Genomic DNA, 16706 nt, shown 5'->3' with positions numbered 1-16706 from the left:
CCAGCCTGTACGCCCGGTGCCGGGGCCGCAACCCCGTCGCCGGGACCCGGTCAGCGCACGCCCCGGGTGCGGAACTGGATGCTGATGCGCGGCCCGACGGCCCGCGCCGACTTGGGTACGGCGTGTTCCATGGTCCGCTGGCAGGAGCCGCCCATGACCACGAGGTCGCCGTGGCCGAGCGGCAGCCGCAGCAGGGTGGCCCCGCCGTCGCGGGGACGGACGGCCAGGTCGCGCGGGTCGCCGACGGAGACGATGGCGACCATGGTGTCCTCGGTGGAGGAACGGCCGGTCCGGTCGCCGTGCCAGGCGACGCTGTCGCGGCCGTCGCGGTACAGGCACAGCCCGGCGGTGGTGAACGGCTCGCCCAGTTCGGCGGCGTAGTGCGCGCCCAGCACGTCCCGGGCCTCCACGAGCGAGGGGTGCGGCAGGGCGTCGCCCTCGCCGTAGAAGGCGAGCAGCCGGGGCACCTCCACCTCCCGCTCGTACATCTGCCGCCGCTCGGCACGCCAGGGCACGTCGGCGGCCAGCCGCTCGAAGAGTTCGTCGGCGCCGCGCAGCCAGCCGGGCAGGTGGTCGACCCACGCCCCGGCTCCCAGCTCGGTCCGGCGCAGCCCGTCGAGGGGGCCGAGGCCGATCTCGTCGCCCTGGTCGAAGAGGGAGCCCTGGAGGCCCTGGACAGCGTGCATGTCTCCAGCCTAGACCCATAACCGAACACCTGCACGATTACGTGGTCACGGCTGCTGCTCGTCGCACGGGCGGAGGGAGGGACGGGTGAGGAGCGTGACGGCGAGCGAGGCCGCGGCGGCGAGGGTGATGGCCGGGCCTGGGCCGAGGCACTGGGCCAGGCCGCCGGCGATGGCGGCGCCCAGGCCCTGCCAGGTCATCCGCCCGGCCGATTCGACCCCCTGCACCTGCCCGCGGATCGCTTCGGGGGTCAGTTCCAGGAGCTGTTCCTGCAGCGGCAGGGTGGCGGCGAACCCGGCGCCGGCGAGGAACACCGCGACCGCCAGGACGGGCTCGGGCGGGTGGACCGCGAAGAGCAGGAAGGGGGCGGCGAGCAGCAGCCGCAGACCGGTGGCGTGGCGGCGGCGGGCCGCGGCGGTGAGCAGCCTGCCGACGGCGAGGTCACCGAGGAGCATGCCGGCCGATCCCGCGGCCAGCAGGGTTCCGGCGTGGCCGGGGTCGTAGGGGATGAACAGCGCCTCGCAGCCGACGATCAGGCCGTTCGGGACCCACAGGGCCAGCAGCACCGCCCGTCGGCCGGGGTGGGCGAACAGCTCGGCGTTCGTCCGCCAGGTCTGCCGCAGGCCCGGTCGGCGGGTGAGCCGGACCGAGTGCTCCCGGACGGTGGCCGCGACCACGGCCGTGCCGAGGGCGGTCAGGCAGGCCGCGACGACGAACACGCCCCGTGGTCCCGCGCAGCGCAGGAGCACGGCTCCGACGGCGTAGCCGAGGATCGCCGTACCGCCCGAGGTGATGTTCATCAGGGAACGGGCCGGCGCGTAGGCGGAGGCCGGTACGACCTCCGACAGCAGCCCGAGCCGCGCGCCCGTCCCCAGGGACTGGAAGAAGCCCAGGAGCAGCAGCAGGGCGAACCGAACGGTCAGCGGCAGCCCCGGAATCGCCTGCGCGGCGACCCCGGCCAGCGAGGCGAGCTGGAGCTGGACGACGGTCCGGCGCGGACGCCCGCCGTCGGCGACCGACATCAGGGTCAGCGCGCCGAGGACCGTTGCGAAGGTGGCACCGTACATGCTCACGGCCGTCAGGAAGGGGGAGCCGGTCTGTTCGTCGACGAGCGTGCCGAGGGCGAAGCCCGAGAGGGTGCCCGCGGCGACCGTGAGGGTGAAGCCGGCGTAGAGGCCGGCGAACTCCCGGTTGCGGAGCAGGCCGAGGTAGCCGGTGGAGGCGGGGAGCGGGTCGGGGGCGGGGGCCGGTACGGCGTGGGCCGTGGAGCGCGAGGCGGGGTCGGAAGGCATGAAAAAAGCCTCCGGACACATGCACGGGGCACGCACGCCGAAGGCCAACACCGGGGATTCTAGCAGCACTCCGGACCCGCGCGCCGCGGATTCCGCCGTTCCCCACCGTTCCGAACCGGCATTACCGCAGCGTAACTGTGTGATCAGGGACTCACGGTCTTGGCCGCGGGCCCGCCACGCGGTAGCGTCAACGCGACATAAAGACATAGCGACGACGGCGAGACGGAAGTCCGGTGTGAATCCGGCATGGTCGCGCCACTGTGTGCTGCGGCGGCTCCTCCCGGGGGGCGTCGCGGCGAGTCAGACCCGAGGACCGTCGTCCTGCACCACCGTATGGGACGCGTTGTTCCCCGAGGAGGTTCCATCATGGCCGAGGCCGTCGCTTCCGCTGCCGTATCCACCCCCGCCATCGCCCCGTCGGCTCCGCTGCCCGTCAAGGCCGTACTGCCCTGGGCGGTCTTCGTCGGCCTGCTGATGCTCGTGGCCCTGTACTTCGTCGGTGCCGAGCAGGGCGCCACCGCCGTGTTCGCCGGCGAGGGCGTGCACGAGTGGGTGCACGACGGCCGCCACCTGCTCGGCTTCCCCTGCCACTGAGAGGCCGCGCACATGTACGCCTCCACTGTCAGAGGTCTCCTGGTCCGCGGCATGCTCGCCGGCCTGATCGCCGGACTCTTCGCCTTCGCCGTCGCCTACGTGGTCGGTGAGCCCCCGGTCCGCGGTTCCATCGCCGTCGAGGAGGCCGCGGCCGCCGAGGAAGCGGCTCCCGCGGCCGGTCACGCCGGTCACGGCGGCGCGGCCGCGCCGGACGCGGCCGCCGAGGAGGAGGAAGAACTCGTCAGCCGGCCGGTCCAGTCGACGGCCGGCCTGGCCACCGGCGTCCTGGTCTACGGGGTCGCACTGGGCGGCATCGCCTCCCTGGCGTTCTCCTTCGCCCTCGGCCGCGTCGGCGGGTTCAGCCCGCGGGCCACGGCCGCGCTCACCGGCGCGGGCGCGTTCGCCCTCGTCTACCTCGTACCGTTCCTCAAGTACCCGGCCACCCCGCCGGCGGTCGGCAACCCGGACACGATCGGACAACGCACCACCCTGTTCTTCCTGATGATCCTGCTGAGCGTGCTGCTCGGCGTCGGCGCGATCATCCTCGGGCGACGACTGGCACCCCGCCTGGGCAACTGGAACGCGACACTCACCGCGGCCGGCGCCTTCGTCGTCGCCACCGCCCTGGCGTTCGTGTTCCTCCCGGACAACAGCGACGCCGTCCAGCCCGGTTTCCCCGCCGCCCTGCTGTGGGAGTTCCGGATCGCCTCCCTGGCCGTCCAACTCGTCCTGTGGACGGTGTTCGCCATCGTCTTCGGCGCCCTCGCCCAGAAACTCCTCGCCACGCGGACCGAGGACGCGGAAGTGACGGCCCGGCAGCAGGCTCCCGCCCTCGGCTGATTCACCGCCGCGGACGCGAACGGGCCCCGCTCCCCCTGGGGACGGCGGGGCCCGTTCGCGTTCGCACGCGTGCGCGTGCGGCGCACCCATCGCGCCACGAGCGCGGCCCGCCCGGCCAGACGGGACTTCGACGACACGACCTACGATGTACGGATGAGCCGCAGCACGCAGCCGGCAGGTGCGCAGGACGCCCAGGACCGGGGTGACCGGCTGGAGGTCGCCGCGTCCGTCCTGGCACTGCTGGCGGACCGCACGCGCCTGGCGCTGATGGAGCGGCTCGGCCGGGGCGAGGCGGACGTCACCACGCTCACCGAGGCGTGCGGGGCCGCCCGGCCCTCCGTCAGCCAGCACCTGGCCAAGCTCCGGCTCGCCGGGCTGGTCACCACCCGCAGGGACGGCCGCCGCGTCGTCTACGCCCTGCGCCACGGGCACCTGCGCCGGCTGGTGGACGAGGCGATGAACGTGGCCGACCACCAGATCGGCTCCCTGCCGCCGCACGACTGAGCCCGCGGGCCCGGATCGCCGGACACTCCCTGGACCACAGGTGCACAGGTGCGCACATGTTGGCTACGCTGGCCATCGCGTCATCGATCCGCCGACCGGAACGGGGCCGCCCGTGCCGTCCTCGCCGTCCCCGAGATCCCCCCGGCCCCCCGAGCGCCCCCAGTCCTCGCCGGCGTCCTCGGCCGCGCCGGCGTCCGTCCTGCGCAACAGGACCTACCGCCGGCTGTTCACCGCCCAGGTCGTCGCCCTCACGGGCACCGGGCTCGCCACCGTCGCGCTGAGCCTCCTCGCGTACGACCTGGCCGGCGACGGCGCCCCGCAGGTGCTCGGCACCGTGCTGGCGATCAAGATGATCGCGTACGTGACGGTCGCGCCCCTGGTCACGGCCCTCGCCGACCGGATGCCGCGACGGGTCCTCATGGCGGCGACGGACCTCACCCGCGCCGGTGTGGCGGTGGCCCTCCCCCTCGTCGCCGACGTGTGGCAGATCTACGTCCTCGTCTTCGTGCTCCAGGCGGCCTCCGCGGCCTTCACCCCGGCCTTCCAGGCCACGATCCCGCAGGTCCTGCCCGACGAACAGGACTACACCCGGGCCCTGTCGATGAGCCGGCTCGCCTACGACCTGGAGAGCCTGTGCAGCCCGGTCCTGGCCGCGGCGCTGCTCACCGTGGTCTCCTACGACCGGCTGTTCGCCTGCACCGCGGCCGGCTTCCTCGCCTCCGCCGCGCTCGTGACCGCCACGGCACCGCCCGGGCCCACCGCCGCGGAACGCACGGGCGGCGTCCGGGGGAGGGCCGTCCTCGGGATCCGCCTGTTCCGCGCCACCCCCCGGCTGCGGGCCCTGCTCGCCCTCGACCTGGCGGTCGCCGCCGCCGGAGCCGTGGTCTTCGTGGACACCGTCGCCGTCGTCCGCGACCACCTCGACCGGTCGGCCGGCGCGGTCTCGGTCGCCCTCGGTGCGTACGGCGCCGGGTCCGTCCTCTCCGCGCTCGCCCTGCCGCGGCTGCTGCGGCGCTCCACCGACCGCGCGGTGATGCTCTCGGCCGCCTCCGCCCTCCCGGTGCTCCTCGCCGCCACGGCCGCGCTCACGTCAGCCGCTCCCGGCGCCTGGTCCTGGCCCGCGCTCCTGGGTGCGTGGGCGGCGATCGGAGCCGCCTGTTCGGCCGTACTGACCCCCGGGGGCCGCGTGATCCGCCGCTCCACGGCCGAAGCGGACCTGCCCGCCGCGTTCGCCGCGCGGTTCTCCCTCTCCCACGGCTGCTGGTTGCTGACCTACCCGCTCGCCGGGTGGCTCTCCCCGTGGGCCGGGCTGCCGCTGGCGGCCGCCGTCCTGGGGGCGGTCGCCCTGGCCGCCACCGCCGCCGCGGCCGCGGTCTGGCCTGTGCGTGACCCGTACCGTCTGGAACACGCGCACCCCGATCTGCCGCCCGGTCACCCGCACCTCGCCGACGCCCGTGCGGCCGGCGACGGCCGGCGGCACGACCACCACTACGTCATCGACCAGCACCACCCCCGGTGGCCCGGACGCGACGGTCCGCACCGGAAAACGCCTGGCCGGTCCCGGCCGCGCTCGCCGCGCTCACCGCGATGACCCGGTTCCCGGTGCGCGGGGTGAGCGCTGCTGCCGACTCGGCCGCCCGCGCACCGGGACCCCCGCCGGGACGAGGACGGCCCGTCCTGCGTACCGGAGCGGACCCCGCCCCGGGCCCGGTGGTGTCCATCGGGTCGCCCGCGTCCGCCCGGTGCGCCGTGCCGCGCGCGGGGGCCGGCTGCGGCGGGGCTCTGCGGGTCCGCGGGCGGCTCAGGCCGCCGCCGGCCGGTCCGTGGGCCCGCTGCCGTCCGTCGGGCTGGTGCGGCGTACGCCGTGAGCGGTGGCGAGCCTGGCGATCAGCAGGCAGTACGCCGGCGCCGCGATGAGTTCCAGGACCAGTGCCTGCCAGTTGGCGTCCGCGGCATTGCCCGATTCGGCCAACTGCCCCAGGGCGACGGTGATGCCGTAGGCGGTGACGTTGTTGGCCACGTGGATCGCGATGGCGGCTTCGAGGCCTCCCGTGCGGACGGTCAGCCAGCCCCACCACAGGGCGGAGTAGAAGAGCAGGCCGAACCCCGACAGCTCGCCGAAGCCGTGCGCCACGGCGAAGAGGGCGGAACCGATGACGATGCCGGGCCAGGGGGACCTGAGGAAGCCGCCGAAGAACTGGGTGATCCAGCCCCGGAAGACGAACTCCTCGGCGGCGGCCTGGAACGGGATCAGCGCCCACAGCACGACGAGTCCGAGGACGAACCCCGACCAGCCGGGGAAGTCGCCCGCGAGGCTCTCCTCGCCCTCGCTGAGGTAGCCCCACAGGGCCAGCGCGCCCATCTGGAGCACGATCAGGGGGAAGGCGACCGCCGCGCAGCGGCCCAGCCAGCCCCAGCGCACCCGCCCGAGCACGGAGGCCACGGTGCCGCCGGGGCGGCTGCCGCACCAGCGCACCGCGAGCAGCACGGTGGGGATGCCGGCGGCTATGGAGAGCAGGGCGAGCGCCTCGTCGGGAAGCGGGTCCGCCAGGATCCGCTCCCCGTCCCCGGGCGCGAAGTCCAGACCCAGTACGTACCAGACGAGGGCGCCGGCCCCGATCACCAGCAGCGGTCCGATCAGGTTCCCGACGAGGACGAGCAGGAACTCCCCGATGCGCTGCGGGGCCTTCTGGCGGCCGTTGCGGGCCAGTTCGTGGTAGGCGCTTCCGGCCGGCGCGGCCTCCGTCCGCGGCCGCGGAACGGCGGGGAAGCCGAACGGCGGGCCGCCCTGGGGAGGGGACGGCCACCCCTGGGCGGGGGTCGGGTCGGGCCACGCCCGGACGGGGGCCGCCCCTTGCGGGGCGCTTCCGGCCGGCGCGGCCCAGGGGTCGGGCGGGGGCGTATCTGACACAGCGGAACCCTTTCCGTCACGGCCGTTCACCCGCCCATTCGATCACGTGATCGCCCGGCGGCTCAGTCGCATTTCGTACGGGGGTCCGCGGGGGCCGGGTCGGGGGCGGGCAGCGGGCGCGGGTCGGAGCGGGGCGCGGGCAGGGGCAGGGAGAACCAGACGGCCTTGCCCTCGGCCGTCGGGAGGGTCCCCCAGGAGGAGGCGAGGGAGTCGACGAGGAGCAGGCCGCGGCCGGATTCCGCGTCGGGTTCGGCGAAGCGGGCCTGCGGCAGGACGGGACTGCCGTCGCAGACCTCGACGCTGAGTTCGCGGCCGGCCTGGCGCAGCCGGAGGCGGACGGGGCCGCGGCTGTGGTTCACGGCGTTGGAGAGCAGCTCGGAGGTCAGCAGGCAGGCGGTGTCGCGCAGTTGCTCGTCGTCCCTGCCCCATTGGGCGAGGGTGGAGCACAGGAAGCGCCGTCCGGCGCCGACACTGCTCGGGTCCGCGGCGAGGAGCATGCTCTGCGAGGTCACGGGTGCGTCGGGGATGCGGACGAGCAGGAGGGTGACGTCGTCGGGGTTGTCGTCGGCGTCGGGCAGCAGTTCGGCCAGCAGCCGGTCGGCGGCGGCCTCCAGGCCGTCCGTCGTCGCGACGGCCTTCTCCAACGCCGCCGCGAGACCGTCCACCTGGCCCTCGATGTCGCTGTCGGGCGTCTCGACCAGCCCGTCCGTGTAGAGCGCGAGGACCGAGCCGGGCGGCACGGAGTGCCGGGTCTCGTGGTGGGGCACCTCCCCCACCCCCAGCGGAACGCTCACCTCGACGGGCAGCCGGGTGGCCTCGCCGCCCGGGGCGACGAGGAGGACCGGCAGGTGTCCGGCGGAACACATGGTGATCTCGGCCGCGTCGGCGTCGACGACCAGGTAGCAGCAGGTGACGAACTGGTCGGGCAGTTCGCTGACGACGGCGTCCAGAGCGCGCATGAGCTGCCAGGGCGGCATCCCGGTCTTCGCCAGGGCGTGGGAGGCGGACCGGAGTTGCCCCATGACGGCGGCGGCGTCGAGGCCGCGCCCCATCACGTCGCCGACCATCACGCCGACCCGGCCGCCGCCCAGCGGGATGAGGTCGAACCAGTCGCCGCCCACCCCGGCCCCCTGCCGGGCCGGGAAGTACCGGCTCGCCGTGGGCATTCCCGGTACGTCGGGCGGGGAGCCCATGAGGCTGCGCTGGAGGGTCAGGGCGACGTGCCGCTGCTGCTCGTAGAGCTGCGCGAGCATCTCCTCGGCGGACTTGCGCTCGGTGACGTCGCGGATGGCCGCGGAGACGAGGGTGCCGTCGGGGGTCTCCAGCGGGCTCAGGCTGATCTCGACCGGGAACTCGCCGCCGTCGCGGCGCAGGCCGTACAGCTCCAGGCCCGCGCCCATCGGGCGGGTCTTGCGGTTGACGAAGTAGCCGTGCCGGAAGTCGGAGTGGTGCCCGCGGAAGCGTTCGGGGACGAGCACCTCGACCGGTCTTCCCAGCAGTTCCTCGCGGGCGTAGCCGAAGAGGGCCTCGGTCTGCGCGTTGACGAGCTGGATCGCGCCCCGCTCGTCGACGATCACCATCGCGTCCGGCGCCGCCTCCAGCAGAGCCCGGAAGCGCTCCTCGGCGGCCCTGCGCTCGCTCACGTCCCGCACGGCCGCCGAGATCAGCAGGCCCTCCGGGGTCTCCAGGGGGCTCAGGCTGATCTCCACGGGGAACTCGCGGCCGTCCCGGCGCAGGCCGTAGAGCTCCAGTCCCGCGCCCATCGGGCGCACCTGGCGGCTCGCGGCGTATCCGAGCCGGTGGCCGGGGTGATGGCCGCGGAACCGTTCGGGGACGAGGACCTCGATGTGCCGGCCCAGGAGTTCCCGACGGGGATGGCCGAACAGGGCCTCGGTCTGCGCGTTCACCAGCCGGATCACCCCGGCGTCGTCCACGATCACCATCGCGTCCGGTGCCGCTTCCAGCAGAGCCCTGAAGGGCTCTTCAGTCGTCGCTGCCACGCTGCGCCTCGCACTCGTCGAATCCCGCAGAAGCAGACATCCGACCACGTGGCTGAATCTCGCGCTTCCGGTTGACCGCATGCGGCGGCAATTGACCGATTCTGCGCGCCGGGCCCCGCCGGTGCCGGTGCGGTCGGACGCGACCGGGTCGAGTCGGGACCACGTCGGGCCGGGGCGGGCCGGGGCGGGGCCGGCCGGGTCCGGCCGGGGCGAACGCGCCCGTACGGGCGAAGGCGCCCGAGCAGCCGTGCTGATCTATGGTGGCGGGAGGACTGGCCAGGCTGACGCGAGGCGAGGAGATCCGGTGCGTGACGCAGAGTTCTTCCGGAGCTGGATGGCGGCCACCGCGGCCGCCGTGGAACGTGAGGCGGACCGGCTCACCGAGCTCGACTCCCCCATCGGGGACGCCGACCACGGGAGCAACCTGCTGCGCGGGTTCGCGGCGGTCCGCACGGCCCTGGACACGGAGGCTCCGGCGGCGCCGGGCGCGGTGCTCCAGCTCGCCGGCCGGACGCTGATCTCGACGGTCGGCGGTGCCTCGGGCCCGCTGTACGGGATGCTGCTGCGCCGCACCGGCAAGGAACTCGGCGACGCGACGGAGGTGTCCGACGCCGAGCTGCGCGAGGCCCTGGACGCGGGGGTCGGTGCGGTGGCGCAGCTCGGCGGGGCCGCTCCCGGCGACAAGACGATGCTGGACGCGCTGCTGCCGGGCGTGGCCGCGCTGGGCACGTCGTACCGGGCGGCGGCGGAAGCCGCGGAGAACGGGGCGCTCGCGACCGTACCGATGCAGGCGCGCAAGGGGCGGGCCAGCTACCTGGGCGAGCGCAGCATCGGGCACCAGGACCCGGGCGCGACCTCGTCGGCGCTGCTGCTGGGGGCGCTGGCGGACGTGGCGGACCGGACGGAGGGCGCGCGGTGACGGCCGGACCCGGCGGCGGGGGCGCGGCCGCGCAGCCGGCCCTGGTCGGGATCGTCCTGGTCTCCCACAGCGCGCCGGTCGCCGAGTCGGTGGCGGATCTGGCGCGGGGGCTGGCGGCGGGCGGCCCGGTGGCGCCGGTGGCCGCGGCGGGCGGCACGTCGGCCGGCGGGCTCGGCACGAGCGCGGACCTGGTCGTCGCGGCAGCGCGGGAGGTGGACCGGGGTGCCGGGGTGGCGCTGCTGGCGGACCTGGGCAGCTCGGTCCTGACGGTGAAGGCGTTGCTGCTGGAGGACGAACTGCCGCCGGATTCACGGCTTGTGGACGCCCCGTTCGTGGAGGGCGCGGTGGCGGCGGTGGTGGCCGCCTCGGCGGGTGCCCCGCTGGCACAGGTCGTGGAAGCCGCCGCCGAGGCGTACGGCTACCGCAAGGCGTAGGTCGTCCCCGCACAGTCCTGCCGGCCCGGTGGGGTCCGGCACCACTGTGCGGGCACCCCCTGGGGGGCGTCCTGCCGGTCGGGCCGGGCCATGATCCACCGGACGCCCCTGGCCGATCAGGTCGTCGTCGTGGCGGCGCGGCGCCGCGTTGACGACAGGGAGCCGGGTCGGGCCGGCGGGGCGGCCCGGGGGACGCGCCCGAGGCCTTGCGGTCGCGGGGCGCCCGGTCAGCGTCCGCGCAGGGTCTGGATCTCGCGGCGGTCGCGCTTGGTGGGGCGGCCCGTGCCCCGGTCGCGGATGCCGACGACCGCGGCCTCCACGGGGGTCGGCGGCGGCGGACTCTTGTCGATCAGGCACTCGGCGGCTACGGGCGCACCCACGCGCTTGGAGACGGGCCGCCTGACGACGACGATCCGCTCGCGCCCCGCGTGGAAGAGCCGGACCTCGTCGCCCGCCCGGATCGGCTGCGCCGGCTTGGCGCGTTCCCCGTTGACCTTCACGTGGCCCGCCCGGCAGGCCGTCGCCGCGATCGAGCGGGTCTTGGTCAGCCGCACGGACCAGATCCACGCGTCGACCCGCACCGTGCCCGTTTCCGTTCCCGATACCTCATCAGCCATGACCCGACTCTAGCGAGCCGGGCACGGAAGGACGGAACGACTTTTCCGGTGGCCTTTGGCAGATGCACCAAGGACCCTGGCACCTACCATGGCGATCTCCCCAAGAGAATTGCAAATGCGCCACACGTGCACCTACCTTGTCGCACATGCAGTCCTACACCATCGGACAGGCCGCGCGGCTGCTGGGCGTCAGCCCGGACACCGCGCGACGCTGGGCCGACGCCGGTCGGGTCGTGACCCATCGCGACGAGGTCGGCCGTCGGCTGATCAACGGCCGTGATCTGGCCGCCTTCTCCGTGGAGGTGGGCCAGGGCGCCCACACCGAGGACGGTGAGCCGTACACCTCGGCGCGCAACGCCTTTCCCGGCATCGTCACGGCCGTGCGGCTCGGCGACGTGTCCGCCCAGGTCGACATCCAGGCGGGCCCCCACCGCCTCGTGTCCCTGCTCACCCGCGAGGCGGTCGAGGAACTCGGGCTGGAGGTCGGCATGCGGGCCACCGCCCGCGTGAAGTCCACGAGCGTGCACGTCGACCGCGCCTGACCCCCGGGCGCCGCCCGCGCCGGCCGCTGCCCGTCCAGCGCACCGCACCGCCGCCCCGCACCACCGCCTCGCAACCATCGCTCAGCACCACTGGACCGTCCCCACCCGCTCCGCCCGTCACCGGCGCGGGTCACCACCCCGCGGCCCGGCACCCGGCCGGCCGCCGACCCGACCGAGGAGCCTGCGCCCATGTCCCCGACCCTGACCCTGACCCGCCGCCGTACCGTCGCCGCCGCCGCCCTGTCCGCCGCCCTGCTCGCCGGGCTGACCGCCTGCGGCGGCAGCGACGACAAGCCCGAGGCCTCGAACTCCGGCTCCGCCGCGCCGTCGGCCTCCACCGCGCCGCAGGCGAACCTCACCGTCCTGGCCGCCTCCTCCCTCACCGACGTCTTCAAGACCGCCGGTGCGGCGTACGAGAAGGCCCACCCCGGTACGAAGGTCACCTTCTCCTTCGCCGGTTCGCAGGAGCTCGCGGCGCAGGTCAAGCAGGGCGCTCCGGCCGACGCGCTGGTCACCGCCGACACGAAGACCATGGACGGCCTGAAGGCCGAGACCGGCGACCCGAAGACCATCGCGAAGAACCGCCTGGTCATCGCGGCCGGCAAGGGCAACCCGTTCAAGATCGACGAGCTGAAGGACCTCGCCGACACCAAGCTCAAGGTGGTGCTCGCCGCTCCCGAGGTGCCGGTCGGCCGCTACGGCAAGCAGATCCTCGACGCCCAGAAGGTCGAGGTGAAGCCGGTCTCCCAGGAGCCCAACGTCCGTGCCGTCCTGAGCAAGGTCGAGCTGGGTGAGGCCGACGCCGGGCTCGTCTACAAGACGGACTCCGTCAAGTCGGGCGACAAGGTCGTCGCCGTGGAGATCCCGGACGAGCAGAACGCCGTGGCCTCCTACCCGGCCGCCACGCTGAAGCAGTCCAAGAACCCCGAGGCCGCGGCCGCGTTCGTGGCGTGGCTGAGCACCCCCGAGGCGCAGAAGATCCTCCAGGACGCCGGCTTCCAGCAGCCGTAGCCGGCGCCGCTCGCCCGCAGTGACGCGGGGCGGCCCGTTCCGGGGGGACGGGCAGCCCTGGGGTGCGCGGGGGCGGCCCGTCCCCGGTCCACCGGGCCGGGGACGGGCCCGCTCCCGCATACGCTGCCCCTGCGCCACCGCCCAGGCGGGCCCGCGTACCGCCCGCTCCGCCCCGTCCGGCCACGCCGGCCCCAGCCAGGAAGTCCCGTGAGCAGACTCCGTACCCGCACCCGGCCGCCCGTGGCCCTGGCGCTCCCCGCGCTGCTCGCCGTGGCCTTCCTGCTGATGCCGCTGATCGGGATCCTCGCCCGCACCCCGTGGGGCGACCTGGGGGCCCACCTCGGCAGCCCCGGCGTCGTCGAGGCCCTGAAGCTGTCCCTGCTGGTGTCCCTGTGGGCGCTGGGCCTCTCCCTCGTCCTCGGTGTGCCGCTGGCCTGGCTGCTGGCCCGCGTGGAGTTCAGGGGCAAGGCCCTCGTCCGCTCGCTGGTGCTGCTGCCCATGGTGCTGCCACCGACCGTGGGCGGTGTCGCCCTGCTCCTCGGCTTCGGCCGTCGGGGGCTGCTGGGGCCGTGGCTGGAGGGCACCTTCGGGATCACCCTGCCGTTCCACACCTCGGGCGCCGTCGTCGCGGCGACCTTCGTCGCCATGCCGTTCCTGGTCATCAGCCTGGAGGGCGCCCTCGGCGGTCTCAAGCAGAGCTACGAGGAGACGGCGGCCTCGCTCGGCGCCCCGCCGGTGCGGGTGTTCTTCACCGTGACCCTGCCCATGGTGGCGCCCGGTCTGGTCGCCGGCGCCGCCCTCACCTGGGCCCGCGCGCTGGGCGAGTTCGGCGCGACCATCACCTTCGCCGGGAACCTGCCCGGCACCACCCAGACCCTGCCGCTCCAGGTGTACCTGCTGCTCCAGGACCAGCCCGAGGCGGCCACCTCGGTCTCCCTCCTGCTGCTGGCGATCGCCATGGCCGTACTGATCGCACTGCGCGGCCGCTGGACGGGCACCCCGATCGACCGCGGAACGGTCCGCACCGCGCGGCCGGCCGCCCCCGAGGAGGGACCGGCTCCCGCCCCGGCCCCGGAGCCGGACGGGGAGAGCGACGCGGCAACCGTCGCGGAGACGGGTCACTGGCCGCTGCACGCCACCGTCACCGGCTTCAACCGGCTCACCCTCGAAGCCGAACCGGGCACCACCATCGCCGTCGTCGGCGAGAACGGGGCCGGCAAGACCACCCTGCTGCGCGCCCTGCTGGGCCTGACCCCGCGGGCCCACGCCGACCTGCGGCTCGGCGACGCCGACGTCACCGCCCTGCCCCCGCACCGGCGGCAGGTGGCCTGGGTCCCGCAGGACGGCGCGCTGTTCCCGCACCTGAGCGCTCTGGCGAACACCGCGTACGGGCTGCGCGCCCGCGGCGTGCCGCGCGCCGCCGCCCGCCGCGCGGCACAGGACTGGCTGGACCGGCTGGGCGTGGGCCACCTCGCGCAGCGCAGGCCGTCCCAGCTCTCCGGCGGGCAGGCCCAGCGGGTCGCGCTCGCCCGCGCCCTGGCGGCCCGCCCGCGGCTGCTGCTGCTGGACGAGCCGCTGGCCGCGCTGGACCAGACCACGCGGGCCCGGGTCCGGCACACCCTGCGCACGCACCTGGCCGGGTTCGGCGGGGTCTGCCTCATCGTCACGCACGACCCCGTCGAGGCGGTGTCGCTGGCGGACCGGGTCCTCGTACTGGCCGACGGCCGGGCCTTGCAGGACGCGCCGCCCGCCGAGGTCTCCCGGCACCCGCGCTCCCCGTGGGTGGCACGGATGCTGGGTCGCAACGCCTGGCCGGGCATCGCCTCCGCGGACGGCCTCGCCCTCGCGGCGGGCGGGCGGCTGGTGGTCGCCGAGGCCCTGCCCGAGGGATCGCAGGCCCTGGCGATCATCGCCCCGGAGGCGGTGGCCGTGCACCGGGAGCGCCCGGGCGGCAGCCCCCGCAACGTGTGGCCGGGCACCGTCCGGGAGATCACCGCGGTGGGCAGCCGCCTGCGCGTGCTGATCGCGTCGGCCGACGCACCCGACCTGGTCGCCGAGATCACCCCGGACGCGGCGGCCGAACTGGGCCTGGCCGACGGCAGCGAGGTCTGGACGAGCGTGAAGGCCACCGAGGTCACCCTGGTCCGGCTGTAGTACCGCTCCTCGGGGGCCCTCGGCCGGCCGCAGCCGCGGGGCCGGCGCGGACACGCGCTACGGAGTGTGCGGCGTCGGCAGGGCGAACTCGCACCACACGCATTTGCCGCCGCCCCGCGGCTCCACGCCCCACGCGTCCGCGAGTTGCTCGACCAGCATCAGGCCGCGGCCCGACACCGCCCAGTCGCCCGCCTCGCGCCGCCGCGGCAGTGCGCTGCTGGAGTCCTCGACCTCGATCCTGATCCGTCCCAGGGGTGTGATGCGCATGCTGATGAGGCCGCCGCCGTCCGTGTGGACCAGGGCATTGGTCATCAGTTCGTCCGCCGCCAGTTCGATCTCGTCGGCGCGGTCCCGGGCGCCCCAGGCGGCCACCGCCGCCCGGATGAGGTGCCGGGCCAGCGCCGGGGCCTCGGTGTCACCGGGGTCCAGGCGCTGGCGCAGCGGGCCGCCGCCCCGCCCGGTGGGCGTACCGCGGCGGCGCAGGACGAGCAGGGCCATGTCGTCCCCGCCGCCCGAGTCGCCGACGAGGTCGCACAGCACGTCGGCGAGTTCCTCGACGTCCGTGGGGCCGCTGTGGACCGCCGCCATCAGCTCGCGCATGCCGGTGTCGGGGTCCGCTCCGGGCCGCTCGACCAGGCCGTCCGTGCACAGCACCAGGGTGTCTCCCGGGTGCAGTTCCAGACTGGTGACCGGGTAGCCGGTGCCCGTCGCCACGGACCGTTCGGGAGCCGGCAGCCCCAGGGGCAGCCCGCCCGCCACCTGGATCCGGTGGCAGCTGCCGTCGCCGCGCCGCACGACCGGGTCGAGGTGGCCGGCCCGGACGATCTGGAGCATCCCGCTGGTGAGGTCGACCTCGGCGTACGTGCAGGTGGCGAAGCGCTCCGTCTCCAGCTCGCGCAGGAAGGCGGAGGCGCGGGCCATCGCCGCGCCGGGCGTGTGGCCTTCGACCACGTACGCGCGCATGACGATGCGCAGTTGCCCCATGACGGCGGCCGCGTCCGTGTCGTGGCCCTCGACGTCGCCGATCATCACCCCGACCCGGCCGCCCCCCAGCGGCACCACGTCGTACCAGTCGCCGCCGATGTCCCGCCCCATCCGGGCGGAGCGGTAGCGCACGGCGATCAGGGCGCCGGGCACTGCGGGGATCCGGCGGGGCAGCATGGCCCGCTGGAGGCCCTCGGCCAGGTCGTGCTCCTGCTCGAAGAGGATGGCGCGCTGGAGGCTCTGGGCGACACCGCTGCCGAGCGCCATCAGCAGGTTGCGCTCCTCGGCGGTGAAGTCGCCGTCGCGCTTGTAGAGCAGCCCCAGGGCGCCGACGGGCCGGCCCTGGGCGATCAGTGGCAGGTAGACGCCGCTGCGGACGGCCAGCGGCTCGATGTACGGCCACAGCTCCGGGTAGCCCTCCTGGAACTGCTCCCGCGAGACGATGAAGACGGGCTGCATGGTGCGCACGGCCACGCTCATCGGGAACTGGGCGTCGATCCGCGTGTATTCGATCTCGGGGACGTACGTGCCGAGTTGTCCCTCCGCGACCAGGTGTATGCGGCCTCCGTCGACGACGCCCAGCATCACGCTGACGGCGCCCAGGTGGCCGAGCGCCTGGGGGTCCTTGAGGACGTCGGTCACGTCGTTGACGGTGCGGGCGTGGGCCAGGATGGCGGTCGTCCGCTCGACGACGCCGGTCATCCGGCGGCGCCCTTCGTCCTGCTCGCCGACGGCTCCCGGTTCGCCGGGGTCGTGCGCGGCGTCGCGGAGGATGCCGATGACGCGGTACGGGCGGCCGCCGGGGTCCCGCAGGATGTGCCCCTGGATGTGCGTCCAGGCCGGGCTGCCGTCGCGGCGGCGGCTGCGCACGTAGGCGCCGTAGTGGCTCCGGCCGTCCTTGATGGCCTGGGCGACCCGGGCGTCGAGCCGGGCCTCCTCGGCGGGCGCGATGCGCGCGCGCAGCCCGGCGGGGGTCCCGCCGTACTCGTCCGGACGCAGGTCGAGGACCTCGAGGGCGGTGGGATCCAGGTGCATCCGCCCGCTGTCGAGGTCCCAGTCGAAAGTACCCATGCGGTTGAGCGCGAGGCTCGTGTCCGGGCGCGCGGGCCAGTCGACCTCGGGAACGTCTCCCCTACGGGCCATGCAGCCAGGGTCTCACTGTCCCCGGCCGGTGTCCCCGTGGAGCGGCCGGTGGTGGGACGCGCCCCGCGCGGTGCGGT

The 16706-nt window shown here is 74.9% G+C and carries 15 protein-coding genes; 9 read left to right on the top strand and 6 right to left on the bottom strand.

Annotated elements, in window-relative coordinates; all coding sequences use genetic code 11:
* Nucleotides 1-50: 50 nt before the first annotated feature.
* Nucleotides 51-686, bottom strand: a complete 636-nt coding sequence (locus tag AC2RP6_RS33895) for an alpha-ketoglutarate-dependent dioxygenase AlkB (RefSeq protein ID WP_486449650.1) — start codon at nucleotides 684-686, stop codon at nucleotides 51-53.
* Nucleotides 687-731: 45 nt separating this feature from the next.
* Nucleotides 732-1976, bottom strand: a complete 1245-nt coding sequence (locus AC2RP6_RS33890; protein WP_486449649.1) for an MFS transporter — start codon at nucleotides 1974-1976, stop codon at nucleotides 732-734.
* A gap of 366 nt (nucleotides 1977-2342) precedes the next feature.
* Here AC2RP6_RS33890 and AC2RP6_RS33885 point away from each other — a divergent pair, with 366 nt between their 5' ends.
* From AC2RP6_RS33885 to AC2RP6_RS33870, 4 genes are all read left to right on the top strand, one after another.
* Entirely contained in the window at nucleotides 2343-2570 is a 228-nt protein-coding gene (locus AC2RP6_RS33885; protein WP_486449648.1) for a CbtB domain-containing protein, read from the top strand.
* 12 nt (nucleotides 2571-2582) lie between these two features.
* The gene (locus AC2RP6_RS33880; protein WP_486449647.1) at nucleotides 2583-3410 is read left to right on the top strand and encodes a CbtA family protein; all 828 of its coding nucleotides are present in this window, start codon (nucleotides 2583-2585) and stop codon (nucleotides 3408-3410) included.
* Between the two features lie 153 nt (nucleotides 3411-3563).
* Nucleotides 3564-3914 (top strand): ArsR/SmtB family transcription factor, encoded by a 351-nt coding sequence (locus AC2RP6_RS33875; RefSeq protein WP_486449646.1) that lies wholly within the window; start codon nucleotides 3564-3566, stop codon nucleotides 3912-3914.
* Nucleotides 3915-4113: 199 nt separating this feature from the next.
* Nucleotides 4114-5505 (top strand): MFS transporter, encoded by a 1392-nt coding sequence (locus AC2RP6_RS33870; RefSeq protein WP_486450544.1) that lies wholly within the window; start codon nucleotides 4114-4116, stop codon nucleotides 5503-5505.
* A 210-nt stretch (nucleotides 5506-5715) separates the two neighbouring features.
* On the opposite strand, the gene AC2RP6_RS33865 is transcribed toward AC2RP6_RS33870, so the two are convergent.
* Both AC2RP6_RS33865 and AC2RP6_RS33860 read right to left on the bottom strand, forming a co-directional pair.
* A complete protein-coding gene (locus AC2RP6_RS33865; protein ID WP_486449645.1) occupies nucleotides 5716-6825 on the bottom strand; it encodes a CPBP family intramembrane glutamic endopeptidase in 1110 nt (369 codons plus the stop codon).
* Nucleotides 6826-6887: 62 nt separating this feature from the next.
* A complete protein-coding gene (locus tag AC2RP6_RS33860; RefSeq protein WP_486449644.1) occupies nucleotides 6888-8825 on the bottom strand; it encodes a PAS domain S-box protein in 1938 nt (645 codons plus the stop codon).
* 304 nt (nucleotides 8826-9129) lie between these two features.
* Between AC2RP6_RS33860 and dhaL the strand changes: the two genes are divergently transcribed.
* Entirely contained in the window at nucleotides 9130-9744 is a 615-nt protein-coding gene (gene dhaL, locus AC2RP6_RS33855; RefSeq protein WP_486449643.1) for a dihydroxyacetone kinase subunit DhaL, read from the top strand.
* Nucleotides 9741-10178, top strand: coding sequence for a PTS-dependent dihydroxyacetone kinase phosphotransferase subunit DhaM (locus AC2RP6_RS33850; RefSeq protein ID WP_486449642.1), 438 nt, complete (start codon nucleotides 9741-9743; stop codon nucleotides 10176-10178). The genes dhaL and AC2RP6_RS33850 overlap by 4 nt, the downstream gene beginning before the upstream one ends.
* A gap of 227 nt (nucleotides 10179-10405) precedes the next feature.
* Here AC2RP6_RS33850 and AC2RP6_RS33845 read toward each other — a convergent pair whose 3' ends face one another.
* On the bottom strand, nucleotides 10406-10795 hold the full coding sequence (locus AC2RP6_RS33845; RefSeq protein WP_046778076.1) for an RNA-binding S4 domain-containing protein: 390 nt from the start codon (nucleotides 10793-10795) through the stop codon (nucleotides 10406-10408).
* A 146-nt stretch (nucleotides 10796-10941) separates the two neighbouring features.
* Here AC2RP6_RS33845 and AC2RP6_RS33840 point away from each other — a divergent pair, with 146 nt between their 5' ends.
* The 3 genes from AC2RP6_RS33840 to AC2RP6_RS33830 all read left to right on the top strand — a co-directional run bounded on the left by AC2RP6_RS33840 (nucleotide 10942) and on the right by AC2RP6_RS33830 (nucleotide 14502).
* Nucleotides 10942-11337 carry a TOBE domain-containing protein gene (locus AC2RP6_RS33840; protein WP_030818506.1) on the top strand — a complete coding sequence of 132 codons (396 nt, stop codon included), beginning with the start codon at nucleotides 10942-10944 and terminating at the stop codon, nucleotides 11335-11337.
* A 189-nt stretch (nucleotides 11338-11526) separates the two neighbouring features.
* Nucleotides 11527-12348 carry a molybdate ABC transporter substrate-binding protein gene (gene modA / locus AC2RP6_RS33835; protein WP_486449641.1) on the top strand — a complete coding sequence of 274 codons (822 nt, stop codon included), beginning with the start codon at nucleotides 11527-11529 and terminating at the stop codon, nucleotides 12346-12348.
* A 207-nt stretch (nucleotides 12349-12555) separates the two neighbouring features.
* Nucleotides 12556-14502, top strand: coding sequence for an ABC transporter permease (locus tag AC2RP6_RS33830; RefSeq protein WP_486449640.1), 1947 nt, complete (start codon nucleotides 12556-12558; stop codon nucleotides 14500-14502).
* Nucleotides 14503-14559: 57 nt separating this feature from the next.
* Here the strand turns inward: AC2RP6_RS33830 and AC2RP6_RS33825 are convergent, their stop codons facing one another.
* Nucleotides 14560-16629 (bottom strand): SpoIIE family protein phosphatase, encoded by a 2070-nt coding sequence (locus tag AC2RP6_RS33825; RefSeq protein ID WP_486449639.1) that lies wholly within the window; start codon nucleotides 16627-16629, stop codon nucleotides 14560-14562.
* Nucleotides 16630-16706 lie beyond the last annotated feature (77 nt).

The sequence above is a fragment of the Streptomyces sp. WAC03905 genome (genome assembly GCF_057371075.1).
Note: the sequence above shows the minus strand (reverse complement) of the source record. Positions and strands in the feature narration are given on the sequence as shown.